Consider the following 23244-nt stretch of genomic DNA (forward strand, 5'->3'; position numbering starts at 1 on the left):
AGCGCCCCAACCCTCTATTTCAGGAAACGATATTCTTCAACGACAGGTGCCGTGCGTACCAGGGCCGACGCGGCACCCGGCGCAACAGCCCGTCCAGCTTGTCGTCCTCGCCAAAGACGATGCGCAGCGCCAGTTTCATGGTTTCCACATCCATTTCCACCGACTTGCCAGGGCGTGTACCTGGCAAGGTGCTGCAGCCATGGGTATCCGGCCCCAGCCAGGGGTCGTCGACTTCGACCCAGCGCCCTGGGGCGAACCATTTCACGCCATTGACCTGCAGGCGCCGCACCTGGCCAGGATGGTGCCGCTCATGGGCGCGGTACCAGTCCTCGATACGGTCGTCGATCCAGCCATGGAAGCCCCAGAACACCGGGTTGACGTGGGACGAGAATGGGTCGCCGAGAAAATCGTTCTCGGCCCCGAACCAGCGCGTGTCGAAGTCGGCAGGGTCACGGGCGAACGGCACCGGAGCACCGTTGACCGGGTCGCGCGGTACCGAGGCCCAGCACATGTGCAGCCAGTCGTGCAGGGTCATCTCCATCTCGGAGCCGAGCGCGCCCAGGCTCAGTGTCGACAGGTACTGCGGGTCCTGGTACTGCGACTCCCACACCTGGAAGTTACTGCAGAAGGTTTCACCGGCCTTGATCGCCGAGACCCATTGCCCATAGGCATCATCGCCCGGTGCCTGCCAGCTGGGCGGCACGCAGCAGCCGTCGTGGTTTTCGTGGTAGCGGGCAAACCCCACGCGGTCGAACTCCACGCTTGGCTGCGGCAGCGGGAAATGCGGCCAGGACGGCAAATCCTGCAAGCGACGCGCCGCATCGAGCATGTGCCGGTGCATGAACAGGAAATCCACCCCCGAGCCGTTGCGGTGCTTGCGCGGCCCCCTGGCATCGCGCTCATGGTCACGTGGGCCGGGCTGCCAGCCCAGGCCACGCAAGGCACCACGTTGCTTGTCCGACAGCCTATGCCATTTGTCCCGGGTCGCATGCCAGAGCTGGTGGAACAGGCGGTGCTCGGGGCTGACCACCCATGCCTGCATCTGTGGGGTATAGCCGATACGCTCCCGCGCCTCGGGAAACAGGCGCTTGACCGCCACGAAGCGGCTGTCGGAAATCGGCAGCGTCAAGGGCCGGTCCAGGCGTTGCACGCGACCACTCAGGGTGCCGCTGCCGGCGTTGGCGAAACTGCCCCAGACCTCGTCGAGGCTGGCCACGCATTCATAGCTCGGGCCGCCGTGCTGGTTCAGCAAGCGCCAGCGCACCTGGGCAGCGGATGCCCCCACCAGGTCGCCCAGGACTCGGTAATGGGCCGGCACTTGACCACGCAAGCGCTCGCCGGTGTCGACGAAGCCACGCAGGCCACGGCCTTTGGTGGCCACGTCGAGGAACAGCTCGACACCGGCCATCGGCAAGCCATCGAGGCCCGACTCGGCGCCTTCGAAACGAAGATCCCAAATGCCCCGCAGACGGTCGGCCAACACCTGCCCGGCATAGTCGGCCAGTTCCACGCTCGCCTCGCCCGGTGTGACGATGTCGTCCTCGGGGTCATGGGTCAGTTCCTTGTGCGCGTAGTAGGCCGCCGTACCGGTCGCCCCCGCGACTGCCAGGCCTGCGATGAATCCTCGTCGGGAAATGGTCATTGCGCCTCTATCCGTTACTGCCACGCGGCGGTTTCTATCCAAGCTAGGACGTAACCTGGGGCGGGAAATTTACTGCGCCGGACGTTGCCTTAATTCACGGCCAGGCGGGCTCGTTACTTCCAGGACTCCGTCTGCCAGAGGCATCGACCATGACATCCCTCCTCTCTCGCCTGCTGCGACCGAAGGCCCCGGCCTATCGCCTGTTCGACATCGAACTCAAGAGCATCGAGCCGTTGAGCCCTTCCCTGCGCCGGTTCACCTTCTCCGGCGCCGACGTGGCGCAGATGACTACCCTGGCACCCGACCAGCGCGTCAAACTGTTCTTCCCCACGCCCGCCGGGCAGCCGCCCCAGTTGCCCAAGGATGGCCACTGGCAACAGGCACGCCAGGGGCTGGCGCCCGAGCACAACCCGCCGATGCGCACCTACACCATTCGCGCCTTGCGCCGCGAGGCCCTGGAAGTCGATGTGGATTTCGTCCTGCATGGCATCAATGGCCCGGCCTCGACCTGGGCGACCCACGCGTGCATTGGCGATCGGCTGCAGATGGTGGCGCCGAACCTGGCTTATGAAGGCGACCCCGGTGGCTATGAATGGAAACCACCACACAGCGCCCGGCACGTGCTCCTGGTGGGCGACGAAACTGCGCTGCCGGCCATCGCCGGTATCCTCGAGCAACTGGCCGACACCCGCCCGGAGCTTACCGTGCATGCGTTCATCGAGGTGCCGCTGGAAGCCGACTGCCTTGCGTTGCACCATGGCCCGACAGCACAGGTGCATTGGCTACCCCGCGACCTGCTGCGCTGCGAGCATGGTCAAGCCATGCGCCACGCGATACGTGAACTTGCTTGCCTACCCGTGGGCACGGCAAGCGCGGTGGAGCTCGAGGAGGTAAACATCGAGCGCACCATTCTCTGGGAGCAGGGCCGCGGCGAGGGAGGCGAATTCCACGCCTGGGTTGCCGGCGAGTCGGCCACGGTCATGGATATCCGCCGATACCTGATCAAGGTGCGAGGACTCGGGCGCGATTGCCTGACCCTGATGGGCTATTGGCGCGCCGGCAGGACGTTCGATTGACGGCGTTCTTCGCCGCAGATGCGGTGCCTTGAGATCGAGCGCCGCGCGGGCGGCGCTCGATCTCAAGGCATTACACAAAACGCCCCGCCATTTATCCCGCAGCCACCGCCGCCCTCACCGCCTCGGCAAACCGCCCGGCCACTTCATCGACCTGTTCGGCACTGATGATCAACGGCGGCAGGAAGCGCACCACCGCCCCATGGCGCCCGCCCAGTTCGAGGATCAGCCCACGCTTCAGGCATTCGCGCTGCACCTTCGGCGCCAGTGTCCGGCTGACCGGTGGATGCCCCAGCGCGTCCCGCTCGCCGGTCGGGTCCACCAGCTCCACCCCCAGCATCAGGCCACGCCCGCGAATATCTCCCAGTTGCGGGTAGTCCTGTTGCAGGCCCAATAGATGGTCGCGTAAGCGTTGGCCCATGGCCTCGGCATGCTCGGCCAGGCGATGCTCCACCAGATAGCCCATCACCGCGGAGCCGGCCGCCATGGCCATCTGGTTACCACGGAAGGTGCCGGCATGGGCCCCGGGCTGCCAGGTGTCCAGCCAGTCCCGGTAGACCACCACGGCCAGGGGCAAGCTGCCGCCGATGGCCTTGGACAGCGTCACCACGTCCGGCACGATGCCGGCGTGCTCGAAGGCGAACATCCGTCCGGTGCGGGCAAAGCCGCTCTGGATCTCATCGACGATCAGTGCCACACCCGCCCGCTCGGTGATGGCTCGCAAGCCACGCAGCCATTGGACATCCGCCGGTATCACACCGCCCTCGCCCTGCACCACCTCGACGATCACCGCCGCCGGCAGCGCCACGCCGGCTTCCGGGTCGCACAACAGGTTCTCCAGGTAGTGCAGGTTCGCCCGCACGCCCGCCTCGCCACCCAAGCCGAATGGGCAACGATAGTCGTAGGGGTACGGCATGAACTGCACGCCATTGCCCAGCAGGGCCGCCAAAGGTTGTTTCGGCCCCAGGCTGCCCATCAGGCTCAACGCGCCCTGGGACATGCCATGGTAGCCCCCCTGGAACGCCAGGACGGTGCTGCGCCCGGTGGCCGTGCGCACCAGTTTCAGCGCAGCCTCCACCGCATCGGTACCGGTCGGCCCGCAGAATTGGATCTTCGCGTCCCGACGCAGGGCCTCGGGCAGCAGGCCGAACAGGTCCTGGACGAAGCGGTCCTTGACCGGCGTGGTCAAGTCCAGGGTGTGCAGGGGCACTTCATCGGCCAGTACTTGCTGGATCGCCTCGATTACCACCGGGTGGTTGTGGCCCAGGGCCAGGGTACCGGCGCCGGCCAGGCAATCGATGAACTGGCGGCCCTCGACGTCTTCCACATGAATCCCACGGGCACGCTTGAGCGCCAGAGGGATGCGCCGCGGGTAGCTGCGGGCATTGGATTCCTGTCGCTGCTGGCGCAGCAGCAGGGGCGATTCCTCGAATTCGTACAACACCTGCGGGGCGCTGGGCGGCAGGACCTGGGCAAGGCTGGAAGCGGTCGACATCGGAAAATCCTCGCGAGCAAGCGAATGTGCCCCGCCACGCTCCCTGTAACCGGATGTGTGTCGGGTGGTTGTCGCTTGGAGAACGCGTCAGCGGGCCAAGGATTTACCGGTTGATGTCGGATTTCGGTCGGAGACGGCAGAGTGGCCCTTGGCGGGCCCGCAGGCTTCGAGCAGTTATTTTTCTGTAGGAGGCTAGCGCGCCCCCTGTGGGAGATCACCCATCCTTCCCGGGCTGCGCTGTCGCACAAAGAACAAGCGGCTAGCGCAGCCTACCCCTGTGGGAGCGGGCTTGTCCCGCGATCAAGGGCGAAGCCCTTGCCAGGCGGCGGTGCTATCGCGCACTCACGGGCGCTCAGTTGCCCTGGCGCGCCGGCACCTGCAACCAGACACGCAAGCCATCGCCAGGGTTTTCGAAGCGCAGGCTGCCGGCACAACGCTGGACGATGGCCTGGACGATCGCCAGCCCCAGGCCGCAGCCACCGCTCTGGTCGTGGCGCCAGAAGCGCTCGGTCAGGTGCTGCATGTCTTCCTCGGCGATTCCGGGCCCGTGGTCACGGACCATGAATCCCACTTGCCCATCGGCCATCTGCACTTCCAGTTCCACGGCAGCGTCACCGCCATGGCGCAAGGCGTTGTCCAGCAGGTTGCGCAAGGCTGCCACCGCCAACGGCGCCGGCATGCCCAGATAGACACGCGTGGCCTCTTCCGGCAGGCGCACCACGATGCGCCTGTTATCCCCACCGCCGGCATCCTGCACCGCCTGGCGGGCCACCTGCTCGGCGCTGCACTGCACGCCGTCGTCGAACGACAGGCTGCCCTCCACCCGCGCCAGCATCAGCAACTGCTCCAGGGTGCGGTGCATGCGGTCGGTACCCTGCTCGGCGTGTTCCAGCGCCTGCTCGCGCACCGCGCCGTCGGTCATGCGGGCTACCTGCAGGTGAGTCTTGATCGCGGTCAGCGGGCTGCGCAGTTCATGGGCGGCGTCGTCGGTGAGGCGGCGCTCGCGCTCGATGGTCTGGGCGATGCGAAGGAACAACTGGTTCTGGGTTTCGAGCAGCGGCTGCAGTTCGCTGGGCATGCCTGCCACCTGCAACGGCTCGACGCTGTCGGCGCGGCGCCGGCGCAGGGCGTCGCGCATCCGGTTGAGCGGCTCCAGGCCCTTGCCCACGCCGATCCACAACAAGCCCAGGCTGCCGAGCAAGGCCATCAACACCGGCGCCGAGGCGGCCAGCAGGATCGAGCGGTTGAGCGCCTCGCGCTCCTGGTGGCGGTCGGCGGTGGTGATCCGCACATCGCCGTGGTTATAGGTGAAGGTTCGCCAGAGCGCGCCGTCGATGGTCTGGTCACGGAAGCCGCTGCGCTGGTCGTCCATGGCGCCGTCGTGCTTGTGGTTGCTGGCCAGGATTTCGCCGCGCAGGGAACTGACCTGGCAGGCCATACCGTCCGGCACGCTGAGCTGGTCGGCAGAAAAATGCGCATCCTCGCCCTTGCTCGCCAGCGGCTGCGGCAACTGCTCGATCAACCCGGCAACCATGCGTGCCGAGGCCACTAGGCGCTGGTCGAGGGAAAACATCATCTGCTGGCGCAGGTCGCGCAGCATCCACGCAGCGGCCAGGGCCCAGATGATGACGAAGGCGATGCCGAGGATCAGCGTCAGGCGCGCGCGCAGGCTCATGGCGTGGTGCCCTGCGGGGCCTGGGCCGGGCCAAGGCGGTAGCCCAGGCCGCGGACGGTCTCGACGATGCTGTTGCCCAGCTTGCGCCGCAAATGGTGGATGTGGACGTTCAAGGCGTTGCTCTCGACTTCGTCGCTGAAACCGTACACGCAGTCCTTGAGCTGCTCGCTGGACAGCACCCGCCCGGGGTTCTGCAGCAATGCCTGAAGCAGCGCCTGTTCACGGCGCGACAGGTCCACGGCCTGGCCTGCCAAGGTGGCCTCGCAACTGCTCGGGTCGTAGCGCAGCGGGCCATGCTCGATGACATTCACCGCCCGCCCGGCCACGCGGCGCAGCAGCGTGTGCAGGCGGGCGGCGAGCTCACGCAGGTCGAACGGCTTGAGCAAGTAGTCGTCGGCCCCGGCCTGCAACCCGTCGACCCGGTCGGTGACCGCATCGCGGGCGGTGAGCACCAGCACCGGCAGCGTCACGCCCTGCTGGCGCAGGCGGCGCAACAGCTTCAGGCCGTCTTCGTCGGGCAGGCCGAGATCGAGGATCATCACGTCGAACTGCGCGGCCTGCAGCAAGGCTTGGGCAGCCGAGGCGCTGGCCACCCGGTCGATAGTCAGGCCCTGGGCAGTGAGGCCGGCGCAGATGCCGCTGGCGATCAGGTCGTCGTCCTCGCAGAGCAGTACGTGCATGAGAGGGTCTCCGGTGGTGATGCGGGTGTTTATTGCACGCTCAGGGGATTAAGGGGGGATTATGACGTGTTCTGGCTGCCAGCGGGTTATGCAGAGCTGCGCTGTCGCGCAGAGAACAAATGGCCGGGGCGGCCTCTGTGGGAGCGGGCTGGTCCCGCGATTGGCGTGCCTATAGGGCTTGCGCCGCTTTGCGGATACCGGTCGATCTTACCGTGCCTAATCGACGGTTAACCTTGGGTTAATCGTCCCAGGCCAGCATGGCCTCATTCCATGCATTGCCAAGGCGAAGACATGCGCGTCCTCCTGCTCTTCCTGACATTCCTCCTGGCGGGGCCTCTGCAGGCCAACCCCTTCGAGACCAAGCCCGACTTCCTGCCGGTCAACGAGGCCTTCGTCCTCTCCCATGACCGCCTGCCCGATGGCCAACTGCGCCTGTACTTCCAGATCAAGGATGGCTACTACCTCTACCAGAAGCGCTTGAAGTTCGATGGCCTTGCAGCTGACCACCACCCGTCCCTGCCTGCCGCCGAGAACCACCACGACGAATTCTTCGGCGACAGTGCGGTCTACCGCCACCAGCTCGAGTTGCTGATACCGGCAGGCGCCCAAGGCCAGTTGCGCCTGGGCTGGCAGGGCTGCGCCGACGCTGGCCTGTGCTACCCACCCCAGACCACCGCCATCGACCTCGGCGGTCAGGCCGCGCCCGTTGCCGAGCTGGCCAGCGACCAAGCGCTGGCCAGCGGCCTGCAACAGGCCAGCCTGGCCTGGAGCCTGGCGGCCTTCTTCGGCCTGGGCCTACTGCTGGCCTTTACGCCCTGCTCCTTGCCGATGTTGCCGATTCTCGCCGGGCTGGTGCTGGGCAATGGCGCCAGCGCCCGCCGCGGCTGGCTGCTGGCCGGGGTCTATGTACTGAGCATGGCCCTGGTGTACGCCGCCCTCGGCGTGGTCGCCGCCCTGCTCGGTGCCAGCCTGCAGGCCTGGCTGCAACAACCCTGGCTGCTGGGTAGCCTGGCGGGTTTGTTCGTGATCCTTGCCCTGCCGATGTTCGGCGCCTTCGAGTTGCAACTGCCCTCGGCCCTGCGCGACCGCCTCGACCGGGCCGGCCAGGGCACCCGTGGCGGCAATGTGTATGGCGCGGCCTTGCTCGGTGCGCTGTCGGGCCTGCTCATGGGCCCCTGCATGACAGCACCGTTGGCCGGAGCCCTGCTGTACATCGCCCAGAGCGGCGACGTGCTGCAGGGTGCGTTGGTGCTGTTCAGCCTGGGCCTGGGCATGGGCGCACCTTTGCTGTTGCTGGTCACCGTCGGCAACCGCTACCTGCCGCGCCCGGGTGCCTGGATGAACCGGGTCAAGGGCCTGTTCGGCTTCGTCTTCCTGGCCATGGCCCTGTACACCCTGCGCAGCCTGTTGCCAGCCCCGTTGCTGCTGGCCCTGTGCGGCGCCTGGCTGATCGCCCTGGCCTGGGCGGCCTGGCCTGCCCTGCAGCGCCTGCCGGCCTTGCGCGCGGTGCCGCTGCTCGGCGCGCTCTGGGGTGGCCTGCTGCTGGTCGGCGCGGCAGCCGGTGGCGATGACCTCTGGCAACCCTTGCACCCTTTCGCCGGGAGCGGCACGCCAAGCGCGACGGCCAAGGCCGACGAGGCCTTCGTCACGGTCAGCCAGCCCCAGGATCTGCAACGTGAGCTGGACGCGGCCAAGGCACGTGGCCAATGGGTGATGCTGGACTACTATGCCGACTGGTGCGTGTCGTGCAAAGTGATGGAAAAGCAGGTGTTCGCCCGCCCTGATGTCCTCGCTGGCCTTGCCGGGGTACACCTGGTACGCCTGGACGTCACCGCCGATACACCCGCCAGCCGCGAATTGCTGCAACGCTACCAGGTGCCAGGCCCGCCCAGCCTGATCTGGATCGGCCCGGAAGGCGACGAGCGCCGTGCCAGGCGCATCACCGGCGAGGTAGACGCTGCCGCATTCCAACGACACTGGGCCCAGACCAGGAGCCAAGGCTGATGCTGAGCGTGACCCTGGGGCCGCTGACCATGGCCCTCAACCACCTGCTGTTGATCGCGGCCCTGTGCGTGGCCAGCGTGGTCGGCTGGTGGGTGGCCCGACGCGGTGGCGAAAACCCCGAGTCGGCGTTGTTCAACCTGTTCCTGCTGGGGCTGGTATGCGCCCGCCTCGGCTTCGTGGCGGCCTACTGGCCGATGTTCCGCGAAGAGCCGCTGCAGATCATCGACATCCGCGACGGCGGCTTCCTGCCCTGGGCCGGCCTGGTCGGCATCGTCGTCGGTGCCTTGTGGCAGTACCGGCGCCACCCTGGCCTGCGTCGCCCGCTGGGCTGGGCATTGTTCAGCGGTGCCGTGTTCTGGGGGCTGGCCAGCCTTGGCAGCCATCTGTACAGCAAGGGCACCGAACTGCCGGCATTGAGCCTGCGCAACGCCGCCGGGCAATCCGTGGCTCTGCACACCTACCGTGGCAAGCCGCTGGTGATCAACATCTGGGCCACCTGGTGCCCACCCTGCCGCCGGGAGATGCCGGTGCTGCAACAGGCGCAAGATGACTACCCGCACGTGACCTTCCTGTTCGTCAACCAAGGCGAAACGCCGGAAAACGTCAGCACCTTCCTTGCCACCACGGGCCTGAGCCTGACCCACGTGCTGTTCGATGGCACCGGCCAGCTGGCCAAACAGGTCGGTTCCATGGCCTTGCCCACCACCCTGTTCTACACCGCCGACGGGCGTTTGATCGGCAGCCACCTGGGCGAGCTGTCTCGCGCCAGCCTGCACCGCGCCCTGGAACCTTTCGAGCAGGCCGCCGCGCCTGCCCCCGCCGCACAAGGAAACTGACATGCGATTGAATGCCCTCCTGCCCTTGGCCCTCGGCCTGCTCGCCGCCCCCGCATTGCAGGCCGAGGAGCTGCCCAAGGCGATCCAGCAACTGCAAGCCAAAGGTGCCGAGATCAAGGGCAGCTTCGATGCACCCAATGGCCTCAAAGGCTATGCCGCCGCCTACCAGAACAACGGTATCGCCCTGTACCTGACGCCCGATGGCAAGCACGTGCTGGTCGGCAGCCTGTTCGACGAACAGGGCAAGGACCTGAGCGCCGAACCGCTGGACAAACTGGTGTACACCCCGATGAGCAAGGCCATCTGGGCAAAGATGGAAAAGACCGCCTGGATCGCCGACGGCAAGGCCGACGCACCACGCACGGTGTACCTGTTCAGCGACCCCAACTGCCCGTATTGCAATATGTTCTGGCAGCAGGCGCGGCCTTGGGTCGAGTCGGGCAAGGTGCAGCTGCGCCACATCATGGTCGGCATCATCCGCGAAGACAGCCCTGGCAAGTCGGCGGCACTGCTGGCCGCCAAGGACCCAGCCAAGGCGCTGCAGCAACATGAGAAGGCCGGCAAGGCCAGTACCCTCAAGCCGCTGCAGAACATCCCCGAGGCAGTGCGCAAGCAACTGGAAGGCAACCTGGCGTTGATGGAGGAGATGGGCCTGGCAGCGACCCCGGCAATCTTCTACCAGGATGCGCAAGGCCGCCTGCAGAGCCAGCAAGGGGCACCGCGGCCGGAGATGCTGGGGCAGATCCTGGGCAAGCGCTGAGGCTCGCCAGGAGATGCCTTGGGGCCTGGGGTGCCTGTAATATCGAGCGCCGCCCGCGCGGCGCTCGATGCAACAGTCCCCGAAGTGCCTCTGTCTTACAGCGCCTCCAGCTCCGCCATCAGGTCACTGAGCCGGTCGACCTTGTCGTCATCCAGCGCGCGCCCCTCCAGCGCACGCACATAATCGGCCAATGCCTCCACCGTGCTGCACTCGAACATCGCCCGCAGCGGTACATTCAACTGCAACTGCTTCTGCACCCGCGAAGCGATCTGAGTGGCCAGCAATGAATGCCCGCCCAACTCGAAGAAGTTGTCGCGCACCCCGACCCGTTCGGCCTTGAGCACATCGGCCCAGATCCCGGCCAGGGTTTGCTCCAGCGCGTCACGCGGCGCCAGGTAGGCCAGGCGGTGCTGGCTGCCGATGTCGATGGCCGGCAGGGCCTTGCGGTCGAGCTTGCCGTTGGCGTTGTGCGGCAGGCTGTCGAGCCAGGCCCAGTGCAGCGGTACCATGTACTCCGGAAGTTCCGCGCGCAGGCGTTGCTTGAGCTGCTCCAGCAGCGCAGCGTCAGCCGTGACATGCGGGTGCGCCACCAGGTAGCCCACCAGGTGCTTGCCGTTGGCCCCCTCTTGCACACCTACCGCCGCGTCGCGGACCTCGGCCTGCTCGTGCAGGCGCGCCTCGATCTCGCCCAGCTCGATCCGGTAGCCACGGATCTTCACCTGGTGGTCGATACGGCCCACGTATTCGAGCACGCCGTCGGCGCGGCGCCTGGCCAGGTCACCACTGCGGTACAGGCGCTCGCCCGGCTCGCCGTAGGGATGCGGCACGAACGCCAGCGCGGTGCGCACCGGGTCGCCCACATACCCGCGCCCAACACCGGTCCCGGCGACGCACAGCTCACCGACCGCCCCCACCGGCACCAGCCTCTGGGCCTCATCGAGCAGGTACAGGCGGTTGTTGTCGGTCGGCATGCCGATCGGCAGGTAGCTGCCCTGGGTGGACGCCGCATCGACCCGGAAGAACGCCACATCGTCCGAACATTCCGCCGGGCCGTAGGCGTTGACCAGACCGATACCCGGATAGCGCTGCAGCCATTGGGCAGCCAGCTCGGGGGGCATGGCTTCGCCGGTCGGCAGCATCCAGCGCAGGTTGCCCAGATTTCGCGGTTCGTCGGCCAGCATGCCCTGGATCAACGACGGCACGCTCTCCAGCACCGTGATACCAGTGGCCTGTACGTGTGCCAGCAACCCTTGCGGGTCATGGGCGATGCTGTTCGGCACGATCTCCACCCGAGCACCGAACAGCGGCGCGGCAAGGAACTGCCAGACCGAGATGTCGAAGCTCTGGGAGGCCGTCTGGGCGATCACGTCCTGCGCGTCGAGCTCAAGGTACGGCACCTTGCTCAACTGGTTGTTGAGCATGCCGCGCTGCTCGACCATCACGCCTTTGGGCAGGCCGGTGGAGCCGGAGGTGTAGATCACGTATGCCAAGTTGTCCGGCGCGCTGTGGATGCCCAGGTTGTGGCTGGCGACCTGGCTAGATTGCACCTGCTCCCAGACCAGCAACTGCGGGCGCACCGCACCACCGATCTCGTCCAGCAACTGGCGCGCCTGCTCGGCACAGGCGGCCGAACACACCAGCACTGGCGTGCGGCTGAGCTCGATGATGCGTTGCAGGCGCGCCGAGGGCAGGCCTGGGTCCAGCGGCAAGTAGCCGGCGCCTGCCTTGAAGCTGCCGACGATCATGCCCAGCAGCGCCAGGCCCCGCTCCGCCAGCAACGCCACCGGCTGGTCGACGCCCACGCCGGCTGCCACCAAGGCATGGCCCAGGCGATTGGCGGCAAGGTTCAGCCCGGCATAGTCGTAGCTTGCGTCCAGGCAGCGGGCAACGGTGCGCTGCGGGTGCGCCGCGACGTGCGCCTCGAACAGCGCCACGTAGCTCTGCTCCAGCGGGTAGGCCTGCTCGGTGCGGTTGCAATCCTCCAGCAGGAAGCGCTGTTCGCGCAGGCCAAGCAGCGCCAGCTCGGCCACCTCGCCATCGAACCCGTCCACCAGCGCCAGCAGCAGGCGCTTGAAGTCGGCCAGCAGGCGCTCGACGGTCGGGAAGTCGAAGTAGCGTTGGTCGAACGACAGGTGCAGGCCCAGGTCGTCGCCGGGGTAGCACACTGCGGTCAACGGGAAGTTGGTGTGGGTGCGGCCTGAGTCGGAGCTGGCATTGAGGTGCTGGGCATGGTCCAGCACCGCGGTTTCCACCGGCGCGTTCTCGAACACGAACAGGCTGTCGAACAACGGCTGGCCCTTAGGCAGCTCGCTGCATTCCTGGATCGCCACCAACGGCAGGTATTCATGCTCGCGCAGCTCCATGTTGCGCGCCAGCAGGCCTTGCAGCCACTGGTGCACGCTCTGGCGCTGGCCCAGTTCGGGCAGTTGCACACGCAAGGCGACGCTGTTGATGAACAGCCCAACGGTGCGCTGCATCTGTGGCAGGCTCACCGGGCGCCCGGCCACGGTGACGCCGAAGACCACGTCGCGCTCGCCGCTGTAACTGGCCAAGACCAAGGCCCAGGCCGCCTGGACGAAGGTGTTGACGGTCAGTTGATGGGCCTGGGCCAGCTCGCGCAGCCGCACGCCGTCGGGCGCATCCAGGCGGGTATGGCAGTCGCCGACGACCATGCCATCACCGGCGTGGTCATGGCGCAGCGGCCGGTCGCTCGGGATGGCCGTGGCACGCTCGAAGCCGGCCAGGTTGCGCTGCCACCACTGACGCGCCTCGTTCAGGTCCTGGCGCTGCAGCCAGCCGATGTAGTCGCGGTAGCGTGGCGGCACCGGCAACTGCGCCTGGCGGCCTTCGCCAAGGGCCTGGTAGATCTCGAAGAAATCGTTCATCAGCAACGAGCGACACCAGGCATCGATGAGGATGTGGTGGTTGCTCATCATGAACCAGTAGCGCGCATCGGCCACCCGCACCAGGCGCAGGTGGAAGGGCGCCTCGCGCAGCAGGTCGAAGCCGGCTTCGCGCTCCTGCTTGTGCAAGGCCTGCAGGCGCGCCTCCTGCGCAGGCGTATCCAGGCCGCGCCAGTCCTGATAGTCGACCGGCGTGTGGCCCGCCTTGTGGATGATCTGCAGCATCGATTCGCCGGCATTCCAGCTGAACGACGCGCGCAGGGCCTCGTGACGTGCCACCACGGCCTGCCAGGCCTGGGCGAAGCGCTCGGGATCCAGGGCGCTGTCGATGCGGTAGCGGTCCTGCATGTAGTAGATCCCCGTGCCCGGTTCCAGCAAGGTGTGCAACAGCAAGCCTTCCTGCATCGGCGTCAGCGGGTAGACGTCTTCGATCCGGTTCGCCGGCACCGGCAAGGCGTCGATCTGGGCCTGGGTCAGGTGCGCCAGCGGGAAATCCGACGGCGTGAAGCTGCCGTTGCCATCGGCCAGGCAATGGGTGACCAGGGCCAGCAATTCCTCGCGATAGGCGTCGGCCAGCGCGGCGATGGTCGCTTCTTCGTAGCGTTCGGCGCTGTAGGTCCAGCGCAGTTGCAGTGCACCGCCATATACCTGGCCGTCGACGCTGAGCCAGTTGGGCAACGGTGCGCCCAGGTCGTGGGCCAGGCCTGCCGGGGCATCCAGTGGCTGGAACAGCGCCGCATCGTCGAACTGCTGGTCGAACTGGCCCAGGTAGTTGAAGGTAACCCGTGCCTGGGGCAAGGCAGCCATGGCCTCTCGCCCGGCATCGTCGGCCAGGTAACGCAGCACGCCATGACCGAGCCCCTTGTGCGGCACCTGGCGCAGCTGTTCCTTGATGGCTTTGATGGAACCGGCACGGGCCGGGTCGTCGTCGCCCGCCTGAGGCCTCAGGCACAGCGGGTAGGCATTGGTGAACCAGCCGACGCTGCGGGTCAGGTCCATGTCCTCGAACAGCCCATCGCGGCCATGCCCCTCCAGTTGCACCAAGACTTCGCTGTCACCGCTCCAGCGGCACAGGGTACGGGCCAGCGCGGTCAGCAGCAGGTCGTTGACCTGGGTGTGATACGCCGAAGGTGCCTGTTGCAGCAGTTGGCGGGTCTGTGCCGCGTCCAGGCTGATGGCCAGGGTACGGGCATGGCGATGCAGGTTGCCACCCTGCGGGTGGTCGCATGGCCATTCGCGGTGGGCCGTGCCCAGCTGGTCCTGCCACCAGCCCAGCTCGTCGCGCAGCGAGTCGCTGCTGGCGTAGCTGGCCAGGCGTGCGGCCCAGTCGCCCATGGCATGGGTCTTGGCGGCCAGCGGCTGGCCCCGGTAGAGCGCTTGCAGGTCTTCGAGCAGCACACGCCAGGACACGCCATCCACCACCAGGTGGTGGATGGCCAGCAACAGGCGCTGGGCACCCTGCCCGTCGCTGACCAGCAAGGCACGCAGCAGCGGCCCCTCGGCCAGGTCGAGGCTGCGTTGCACATCGGTGTACAAGGCCTGGCAGTCATCCAGGTCAGCCACGGTGGCGAGCCACAGCAATTGTTGCGTGGCCGGCTGGGCATACTCGGCCTGCCAACGGCCATCGGCCTGGGTAAAGCGCAGGCGCAGGCTGTCGTGGTGTGCCAGCAATGCCCCCAGGGCGCGCTCCAGTGCCTCGGCCTGCAACGGTTGGCGGATGTCCAGCAGCAGCGCCTGGTTCCAATGCTGGGGCTGGGCGATTTCACTGTCGAAGAACCAGTGCTGGATCGGCGTCAAGGCACTGCGCCCCTGGCGTAGGCCCTGTTCGACCTGGCTCGTGTGCTCGCTGCGGCTGGCCACCGCGGCCAGAGTCTGGATGGTCTGATGCTGGAACAGGTCCCGCGGGGTGAAATGCAGGCCCAACTGGCGGGCGCGGCTGACCACCTGGATCGATAGGATCGAGTCGCCGCCCAGCTCGAAGAAGTTGTCGTGCACGCCTACCCGAGAGAGGTTGAGCACCTCGCCCCAGACCTGCGCCAGTTGCTGCTCCAGCGCGTTGGCCGGGGCCTGGTACTGTTGGCGCGCCTGGGCAAGGTCCGGCATGGGCAAGGCTCGGCGGTCGAGCTTGCCGTTGCCCATCAGCGGCAGGCTGCCCAACAGTACCAGGTGTGCGGGCACCATGTAGTCCGGCAGGTGCTGCCGGGCATGGGCCTTGACCGCCTCGCGCAGGCTGGCCTGGGCATCCGGCTCGGCGTCGGCCTGTGGGCACACGAGATAGCCCACCAGTTGCTTGCCACCCGGCAGGTCCAGCGCCAGCACTACCGCCTCGGCGACATCGGCATGCTCCTGCAGGCGGCTCTCGATCTCGCCCAGCTCGATGCGAAAGCCACGAATCTTCACCTGCTGGTCGGCCCGCCCGATGTATTCCACCAGGCCATCGGCCCGCAGGCGCACCAGGTCGCCCGTGCGGTACAAGCGCCCGCCCCCATGGCTGAACGGGTCGGCGACGAAGCGCTCGGCCGACAGCCCCGGCCGGTCGTGGTAACCCTGGGCCAGCCCGACGCCGCCGACATACAGCTCACCGATACCACCCTGGGGCAGCAAGGCCAGGTCCTCATCGAGGACGTACGCGGTGCGCGCACCGATCACTCGGCCGATGGGTACGCTGCCGGCGTCTGCGGGCAACTGCTCGGGCGCCAGGCAAGCCAGCGGCATGACCACGGTTTCGGTCGGCCCGTAGGCATTGAAGAACTGCTGCGGCGCGAACGCCTGGCGAATACGCTGCAGATGCTCACCGGTCAACGCCTCGCCGCCGGTGATCACCAGGCGCACCGGCAGGCGCTCGCCCTGCCCGGCCAGGTACTGGGCCAACTGGCTGCCATAGCTGGGGGTGAAACCCAGGATGCTCACCTGCTGCTCACGCACCAGCTGGCAGATCTCCTCGGCGCCCCACTGGCCCTGGCCACGCAGCACCACCCGGGCACCGCAGAGCAATGGCACCAGCAGGCGTTCGGTGGCGGCGTCGAAGTTGATCGAATAGAAGTGCAGCTCACAGTCGTCGCTGCGCATGCCGAACGCTGCGATCACCGCCTGGCAGTGCATGGCGATCTCGCCATGGCTGACCACCACACCCTTGGGTTTGCCGGTGGAGCCGGAGGTGTAGATCAGGTAGGCCTGGTGTTGCGGCAGGTTGCGATTGTCCAGCGGCGCATCGCTGTAGCTCGCCAGCGACGCGCGATCGTCCTCCAGGCACCATTGCCCCACACCGACCGGCAACGCTCCCAAAGTGTCGAGCAGCGCACGCTGGCCGAGCAGCAGGCCGATGCGGCTGTCTTCGATCATGTAGCGCAGGCGGTCGAGCGGGTACTCAGGGTCCAGCGGCACATAGGCACCGCCGGCCTTGAGGATCGCCAACAGCCCCACGACCATCTCCAGCGAGCGCTCCAGGGCCAGCCCTACCCGCACCTGCGGGCCGACACCACGCTCGCGCAGGGCGCGGGCCAGGCGGTTGGCTTGCCGGTCTAGTTCGGCATAGCTCAGGTGCTCGCCGGCGAAGGTCAGCGCACGGGCCTGCGGGCTGCGCGCGGCCTGGGCTGCGAACAAGCCGTGAAGGGTGTGGTCAGGCTCGAAATCCTGCTCGCCCTGGAGCTGGCTGATCAGTACCTGCTGCTCGGCGCTGCCCAGCATCGGCAGCTCGCACAGGCGCAGGCTCGGGTCGTCGAGCAGGCCGACCAATACCTGCTGCCAGTGCTCGGCCATGCGCGCGATGCGCGGCTCGTCGAACAGGTCGCGGCTGTAGGTCAGGCAGCAGCCGAGGCGCCCATCCAGGTCGGTGACCTCCAGGTAGAGGTCGAACTTGGTGGCGCTGGCGTCGTTGACCAGGTAATCCACGGTCATGCCCGACAGCGTGCGGCTCTGCTGGAAGGCCCAGCGCTGCACGTTGCACATCACCTGGAACAGCGGGTTGTAGGCGCTGCTGCGCGGCGGCTGCAACGCCTCGACCAACTGGTCGAAAGGCAGGTCCTGGTGCGACTGGCCTTCGATCACCGTACGCCGCACCTGTTCCAGCAGTTCGGCGGCGGTCATCTGCCCGTCCAGTTCGCAGCGCAGCACCTGGGTGTTGAGGAAGGCGCCGATCAGGCCTTCGCTTTCCGGGCGGATACGGTTGGCCACCGGCGCGCCGATGCGCAGGTCGCGCTGGCCGCTATAGCGGTGCAGCACAGCGGCCAAGGTGGCCGTCATGGTCATGAACAGGGTCAGGCCGCGCGCACTGTTGAAGGCATGCACCCGTGCGACCAGCGCAGGGTCCAGGTCAAAGCGGTATAGCTCGCCGCGGTGGCTCTGCACGGCCGGGCGTGGTCGATCCGAGGGCAGCGCCAGCACCGGGTGTTCATCCCCCAGGCGGGCTTTCCAGTAGGCCAGCTGGCGTGCCCCTTCCCCGCTTTCCAGCCATTGGCGCTGCCATACGCTGTAATCCAGGTACTGTACCGGCAACGGCGCCAGCGGCGATTCACGCTCGTCGACGAACGCTTCGTACAACTCGCCCAGCTCCCGGGCGAAGATGTCCATGGCCCAGCCTTCGGTGACGATGTGGTGCAGGGTCAGCACGAAGTAGTGCTCGCGCTCGCCGGCCTTGACCAAGCAAGCACGCAGCAGCGGGCCGCGCTCCAGGTCGAATGGCTGGTGCGCCTGTTCGTCGGCCAACTGGCGCAGGCGCTGCTGGCGAACCTCGGCGGCCAGCGTCGAGAAGTCATGCCAGTGCACGCGCAGCGGGCTGTCCTCGGCCACGCACTGGCAAGGCACGCCATCGATACTGGGGAAGGTGGTGCGCAGGGTTTCATGGCGCACGATCAGCGCCTGCAAGGCACGCTCGAACGCATCCACATGCAGCACGCCGCGCAGGCGCGCCATGCCACCGACGTTGTAGGCTGGGCTGTCCGGCTCCATCTGCCAGAGGAACCACATGCGCTGCTGCGAGTACGACAGTGGCACCGCCTGGCGACGGTCGACCCGGGCAATCGCCCCTTGCCGGTTGTGCTCGCCGGCCGCCTGGATGCGCGCGATCTCGGCGCAGAACGCGCCCAGCTCGCTGGCCTCGAACAAGGCCTTGAGCGGCAGTTCGATATCCAGCGCCTGGCGTGTACGCGACACGATCTGGGTGGCCAGCAGCGAGTGGCCGCCCAGGGCGAAGAAGTCATCCTGCATGCCCACCTGCGGCAACTTCAGCACCTCGCGCCAGATCGCCGCCACCTGTTGTTGCAAGGCGCCCTGGGGCTCGACATGGGCACGCTGCTGCCAGACCGGCGCCGGCAACGCCTTGCGATCGATCTTGCCGCTCGGCCCAAGGGGCATCCGGGCCAGGTGCACCAGCTGCGCCGGCACCATATAGGCCGGCAGGCGCACCGCCAGCGCGGCGAGCAGCGCCTCTGACTGCTCGACACCGCTGTAGTAGCCCACCAGTTGCGCGCCGACCTCATCCTGGTGAATCACCACCAGCGCCTGGTCGACTCCAGGCTGGGCCAGCAGGCAGGCCTGGACCTCCTCAGGCTCGACACGAAAGCCACGCACCTTCACCTGCTGATCGAGGCGCCCGAGATACTCCAGGGCGCCGAGCTGCACCTGCCAGCGGGCACGGTCGCCACTGCGGTAGAGGCGCTCGCCGTCGCCACCCGGCCGGGGCACGAAGCGCTCGGCAGTAAGCCCTGGGCGGCCCAGGTAGCCACGGGCCAGGCCCGCTCCGCCGAGGCACAGCTCGCCCGGCACACCAGGGGCCGTCAGTTCCAGCTCAGCGTCCAGCACCTGGCACAGCACATTGCCCAGCGGGCGACCGATGGGCGAACGCGCACCATCCTGCGCTCGGCAATGCCAGTGGGTGACGTTGATCGCGGTCTCGGTCGGGCCGTAGCGGTTGTGCAACTGCACCTGTGGCAGCACTTGCAACACACGGTCGCGCAGGTTGGCCGAGAGCGCCTCGCCGCCGGAGAACAGCCGACGCAGGCCGGTGCAGCCAAGCGCCAACGGCTCCTGGATGAACACCTGCAACAGCGCCGGCACGAAGTGCAGCGTGGTCACGTCGTGGGCCTGCACCAGCTCGGCGATACGCTGGGGGTCGCGATGCTCGCCGGGGCCGGCCAACACCAGCTTGCACCCCTGGGCCAGCGGCCAGAAGCATTCCCATACCGACACGTCGAAACTGATCGGGGCCTTTTGCATCAATACGTCGCTGTCATCCAGGACGTAGGTGTCCTGCATCCATTGCAGGCGCTCGGCCAGGGCCGCGTGGGTATTGCCCACGCCCTTGGGTTGGCCGGTGGAGCCGGAGGTGTAGATCACATAGGCCAGGTTGTCGCCATCCAGGTGCAGGCCCGGGGCATGGCTCGGCCAGCTGTCCAGGTGCAGCTGGTCCAGGGCGATGATGCTGACCCCGGCGACCTGCGGCAGGCGCTGCAGCCGGTCGCTGTGGCTGAGCAGCAGGCCGGCCTTGCTGTCGGCCAGCATGTAGGCCAGGCGCTCGGCCGGGTAATCGGTGTCCAGCGGTACGTAGGCCCCCCCGGCCTTGAGGATGGCCAGTAGGCCGACCAACAGCTGAGGCGAACGCTCCAGGGCGATGGCTACGCAGGTATCAGGGCCGACGCCCTTGTCGCGCAGGTAATGGGCCAGGCGGTTGGCCTGCTGGTGCAGCGTGGCATAGTCGAGGCTGCCACCTTCCCACGCCAGGGCGGTGCGAGTCGGGGTCAGGCGTGCCTGTTCATTGAGCTGCTCCACCAACAGGCGGTACGCCTTCGGTGCCGGTGCCTGCCCCCAGGTCAGCAACTGTGCGCGACTGGCCTCGTCGAGCAGGGAAATCTGGCCCAAGGCCAGCTGCGGGTTGGCGCAGACCTGCTCCAGCAAGGCCAACAATTGCCCGGCCAGGCGCTCGATGGTGCTGGCCTCGAACAGTTCGGCGGCATAGTCGAAGGCCAGGCTCAGGCGCCCCTGGTGGTCCTGCTCACTGTGCAGTTGCAGGTCGAACTTGGCTTCGCGGCTGTGCCAGGGCAGCTCTTCGGCGAGCAGGCCTGGCAGGCGGCGCAGCGCCGAGAGGTCCCGCTGCTGGTGGTTGAACATGACCTGGAACAAGCCCTGCTCGCGGGCATCGGGCAATGCTTCGAGCAGTTGCTCGAACGGCAGGTCCTGGTTGGCCTGGGCCTGCAGCGTGGTATCGCGCACCTGAGCCAGCAACTGGTCGAACGGCAGGCGGCCATGGACCTCGGCGCGCAGGACCTGGGTATTGATGAAGAAGCCGACCATACCCTGGGTTTCCAGGCGCGGGCGGTTGGCGTTGGGCACACCGACACGAATATCGCCTTGGCCTGTGTAACGGTGCAGCAAACCTTGCCAGGCGGCCAGCAACACCATGAACAGGCTCGCTTGCTGCTCCCGCGCCAGGGTATCCAAGGCTGTCGTCAGGCTGGCTGGCACCTTGACGCTCAATCGCCCGGCCCGGGGCGCGCGCTGGGCGGAACGCGGGTAGTCGGGGCACAGGTCCAAAACCTTCGGCTCGTCGCCCAGTTGCGCCTTCCAATAGGCCAACTGCCGGGCCGCTTCACCGCCTGCCAGCCATTGACGCTGCCAGTGGCCGTAGTCGGCCTGGCCCAGGGGCAATGCGGCCAGGTCGGCCTGCACGCCATGGCAATGGGCGGCATACAGCCTGGCGAACTCGTCGAGCAGGATGTTCAGCGACCAGCCATCGGCCACGATATGGTGCAGCGTCACCCACAACTGGTGGTCGTCGTCGCCCAGGCGCACCAGGGTAACCCGCAACAGCGGCCCCTGGGTGAGGTCGAAGGGTTGGCGCGCCTCGGCTTCACGACGTGCCGCCACCTGTTCGGCATCAAGCCCCTGCAGGTCGGCGCGCTGCAAGTCGAAGGCAGCCTCGGACACGACCTGTTGCAGGCCCTGGCCATCCACTTCGCTGAAACGCGTGCGCAATGATTCGTGCCGCGCCACCAGCGCCTGGAAACTGGCCTGCAATGCCGCCTCGTCCAGTTCGCCGCGCAGGTGCAAGCCGGCGGGGATGTTGTAGGCGGCCGATTGCGGTTCAAGCTGCCAGAGCAGCCACAGACGGTTCTGCGCGAGGGTTTGCGGATGGGCCTGGGCACGGTCCAGCGCGGCGATGGCTTGCCTGCCTGGGCTGCCCTCGGCCAGGGCGGCAGCCACCGCAGCGCTGTAGGCGGCAAGCGTCGGCGCCTCGAACAGGGTGCGCACGCCCAGGTCGATGCCCAGCTCGTCGGCCAGGCGCGCCGTCACCTGGGTGGCGGCGATGGAGTTGCCGCCCAGCAGCAGGAAGTGGTCGTCCGGTGCGACCGACTCGACATCGAGCCGCTCACACCAGATCGCGGCGATGCGCCTTTGCAGGTCGTCACCGGTCGCAGCCGCTTCGGCCTGCGCCTCGGTGTCGGGGAAGCGCGCATAGCAGTCCAGGCTGCCGTCGGCCATGCGCAGACGGCAGGCCGAGCGCTGCAGCTTGCCGCTGGAGGTCTTGGGCAATGCGCCGGGGTTGAGCAACAACACCACCGCCGGGGCCTGGCGGCAGGCATCGGCAACCACCTGACGCAGGGTACGGATCAGGTCCTGGGGTTTGATCGCTTTCTGCACGTTGCGGCTGACCTCCACCGCCACGCCGATGCCCTCCTCGCCCTGGTCGTCGACCGCGAACACCGCAACACGCCCTTTGCGCAAACCTTCGACTTCGCGCTCCAGGGTCTTTTCCACATCCTGCGGGTAGAGGTTCTGCCCGCGCACGATCAGCATGTCCTTCAGGCGCCCAGTGACGAACACTTCGCCTGCGCGCAGGAAGCCCAGGTCGCCGGTGCGCAGCCAGGTCTGGCCGTCCTGCTCGACGAAAGTCCGGGCGCTGGCCTGCGGGTTGCGCCAGTAGCCCAGGGCGATGCTCGGGCCGGCGGCCCAGAGTTCCCCGACCTGATTGTCGCCCAGGGCCTGCAGGCCTTGCGGGTCGACGATACGCACGGCATGCCCGGGCTGTGGGTAGCCACAGCTCATCAGCACACTACCCTTTCCCGGCTCGGCGCGGTTGGCGGCGAAGGCCTCGGCATCCAGCTCCAGGGCGGCGATACCCTGGCCACGCCGGCTGCCACTGACGAACAGGGTCGCCTCAGCCAGGCCGTAGCTGGCGAAGAAGCTGGCCGGGTCGAAACCGCAGGGGCGGAACTTGTCGGCGAAGGTGTCCAGGCTGTCCTGGCGGATCGGCTCGGAACCCGAATACGCCACGCGCCAGCGGCTCAGGTCGAGGCCGGCCAGGGCCGCCTCGCTGACCCGCTCGCTGCACAGGCGGTAGGCGAAGTCAGGGCCGCCGCTGATGGTGCCGCCGTATTCGCTGATCGCCTGCAGCCAGCGCAACGGCCGGGCGAGGAAATACCCCGGCGACATCAACACGCAGGGCACGCCGCTGAAGATCGGTTGCAGCAGGCCGCCGATCAGGCCCATGTCGTGGTACAGCGGCAACCAGCTGACGATGACATCATCCGGGTTCAGGTCGATCCCGAACCCGTGGCGGATCAGTTGCTCGTTGGCCACCAGGTTGCCGTGGCTGACCTGCACGCCCTTGGGCTGCGCGGTGGAGCCGGAGGTGTATTGCAGGAACGCGATGTCCTCGGCGGTCAATGCCGGCTCGCGCCATTGGCCGGCCAAGGCAGGGTCCAATTCATCCACCGCCAGCAGGCCTGGCGCAGTGTCGCCGGCCAGGCCTTGCAGGCTGCTGCACAGCGCCTGCACCGTCAGCAGCAGGCGCGACTCGGCATCGTCGATGATCGACAGCAAGCGCTCCTGGTGATGCTGACGCGCCGACTCCGGTGGGTAGGCCGGCACGGCGATGACACCCGCATACAGGCAGCCGAAGAACGCCGCGACGTAGTCCGGGCCGCTGGGGAACAGCAGCACCGCCCGATCGCCAAGGCCGGCCCGTGCCTGCAGGGCGGCGGCGATGACGCGTGCGCGCAGGTCCAGGTCCCGATAGGTGAGCACGGCCTGCTCGTCGGGATTGTCGGCCAGAAAGCGCAAGGCGATCCGGTCCGGGGTCTGCGCGGCGCGTTGCGCCAGGGCCTGGACCAGCGAGAGCGGGAGTTCGAAGGCGTCCGTCATGGGGAGTTCCTGCCAGTGTCTGGGTGGATCGCGCCGGGC

At 67.5% G+C, this 23244-nt stretch carries 9 protein-coding genes; 4 read left to right on the forward strand and 5 right to left on the reverse strand.

The annotated features are described in order from the left end of the window. Positions 1-19 precede the first annotated feature (19 nt). On the reverse strand, positions 20-1642 hold the full coding sequence (locus IRZ56_RS15425) for a twin-arginine translocation signal domain-containing protein (protein WP_196145714.1): 1623 nt from the start codon (positions 1640-1642) through the stop codon (positions 20-22). A gap of 149 nt (positions 1643-1791) precedes the next feature. On the opposite strand from IRZ56_RS15425, the gene IRZ56_RS15430 reads away from it, so the two are divergent. Next, complete coding sequence (locus IRZ56_RS15430; protein ID WP_196145715.1) at positions 1792-2718, forward strand: siderophore-interacting protein; 927 nt, start codon at positions 1792-1794, stop codon at positions 2716-2718. A gap of 91 nt (positions 2719-2809) precedes the next feature. Here the strand turns inward: IRZ56_RS15430 and IRZ56_RS15435 are convergent, their stop codons facing one another. From IRZ56_RS15435 to IRZ56_RS15445, 3 genes are all read right to left on the reverse strand, one after another. Next, positions 2810-4210 (reverse strand): aspartate aminotransferase family protein, encoded by a 1401-nt coding sequence (locus IRZ56_RS15435; protein ID WP_196145716.1) that lies wholly within the window; start codon positions 4208-4210, stop codon positions 2810-2812. A gap of 352 nt (positions 4211-4562) precedes the next feature. Beyond that, complete coding sequence (locus IRZ56_RS15440; RefSeq protein WP_196145717.1) at positions 4563-5885, reverse strand: ATP-binding protein; 1323 nt, start codon at positions 5883-5885, stop codon at positions 4563-4565. Continuing rightward, the gene (locus tag IRZ56_RS15445) at positions 5882-6565 is read right to left on the reverse strand and encodes a response regulator transcription factor (RefSeq protein ID WP_196145718.1); all 684 of its coding nucleotides are present in this window, start codon (positions 6563-6565) and stop codon (positions 5882-5884) included. The genes IRZ56_RS15440 and IRZ56_RS15445 overlap by 4 nt, the downstream gene beginning before the upstream one ends. Positions 6566-6856: 291 nt before the next feature. On the opposite strand from IRZ56_RS15445, the gene dsbD reads away from it, so the two are divergent. The 3 genes from dsbD to dsbG are packed head-to-tail and all read left to right on the forward strand — an operon-like array spanning position 6857 to position 10165. Then, positions 6857-8569: a protein-disulfide reductase DsbD gene (gene dsbD / locus IRZ56_RS15450; protein WP_196145719.1), complete on the forward strand. Its 1713-nt coding sequence runs from the start codon at positions 6857-6859 to the stop codon at positions 8567-8569. After that, the gene (locus IRZ56_RS15455) at positions 8569-9405 is read left to right on the forward strand and encodes a TlpA family protein disulfide reductase (protein WP_196145720.1); all 837 of its coding nucleotides are present in this window, start codon (positions 8569-8571) and stop codon (positions 9403-9405) included. The genes dsbD and IRZ56_RS15455 overlap by 1 nt, the downstream gene beginning before the upstream one ends. Before the next feature lies 1 nt (position 9406). Further along, positions 9407-10165, forward strand: a complete 759-nt coding sequence (gene dsbG, locus IRZ56_RS15460; RefSeq protein WP_196145721.1) for a thiol:disulfide interchange protein DsbG — start codon at positions 9407-9409, stop codon at positions 10163-10165. A 95-nt stretch (positions 10166-10260) separates the two neighbouring features. Here the strand turns inward: dsbG and IRZ56_RS15465 are convergent, their stop codons facing one another. Continuing rightward, positions 10261-23205 (reverse strand): non-ribosomal peptide synthetase, encoded by a 12945-nt coding sequence (locus IRZ56_RS15465; RefSeq protein WP_196145722.1) that lies wholly within the window; start codon positions 23203-23205, stop codon positions 10261-10263. Positions 23206-23244: the final 39 nt, after the last annotated feature.

Source organism: Pseudomonas guariconensis, from assembly GCF_015680235.1.
In the GTDB taxonomy this organism is placed as follows: Bacteria; Pseudomonadota; Gammaproteobacteria; order Pseudomonadales; family Pseudomonadaceae; genus Aquipseudomonas; species Aquipseudomonas guariconensis_A.

Coding starts and splice junctions, on each gene's coding strand:
- IRZ56_RS15425 (WP_196145714.1), bottom strand. CDS start 1,642: ATGACCATTTCCCGACGAGGATTCATCGCAGGCCTGGCAGTCGCGGGG.
- IRZ56_RS15430 (WP_196145715.1), top strand. CDS start 1,792: ATGACATCCCTCCTCTCTCGCCTGCTGCGACCGAAGGCCCCGGCCTAT.
- IRZ56_RS15435 (WP_196145716.1), bottom strand. CDS start 4,210: ATGTCGACCGCTTCCAGCCTTGCCCAGGTCCTGCCGCCCAGCGCCCCG.
- IRZ56_RS15440 (WP_196145717.1), bottom strand. CDS start 5,885: ATGAGCCTGCGCGCGCGCCTGACGCTGATCCTCGGCATCGCCTTCGTC.
- IRZ56_RS15445 (WP_196145718.1), bottom strand. CDS start 6,565: ATGCACGTACTGCTCTGCGAGGACGACGACCTGATCGCCAGCGGCATC.
- dsbD (WP_196145719.1), top strand. CDS start 6,857: ATGCGCGTCCTCCTGCTCTTCCTGACATTCCTCCTGGCGGGGCCTCTG.
- IRZ56_RS15455 (WP_196145720.1), top strand. CDS start 8,569: ATGCTGAGCGTGACCCTGGGGCCGCTGACCATGGCCCTCAACCACCTG.
- dsbG (WP_196145721.1), top strand. CDS start 9,407: ATGCGATTGAATGCCCTCCTGCCCTTGGCCCTCGGCCTGCTCGCCGCC.
- IRZ56_RS15465 (WP_196145722.1), bottom strand. CDS start 23,205: ATGACGGACGCCTTCGAACTCCCGCTCTCGCTGGTCCAGGCCCTGGCG.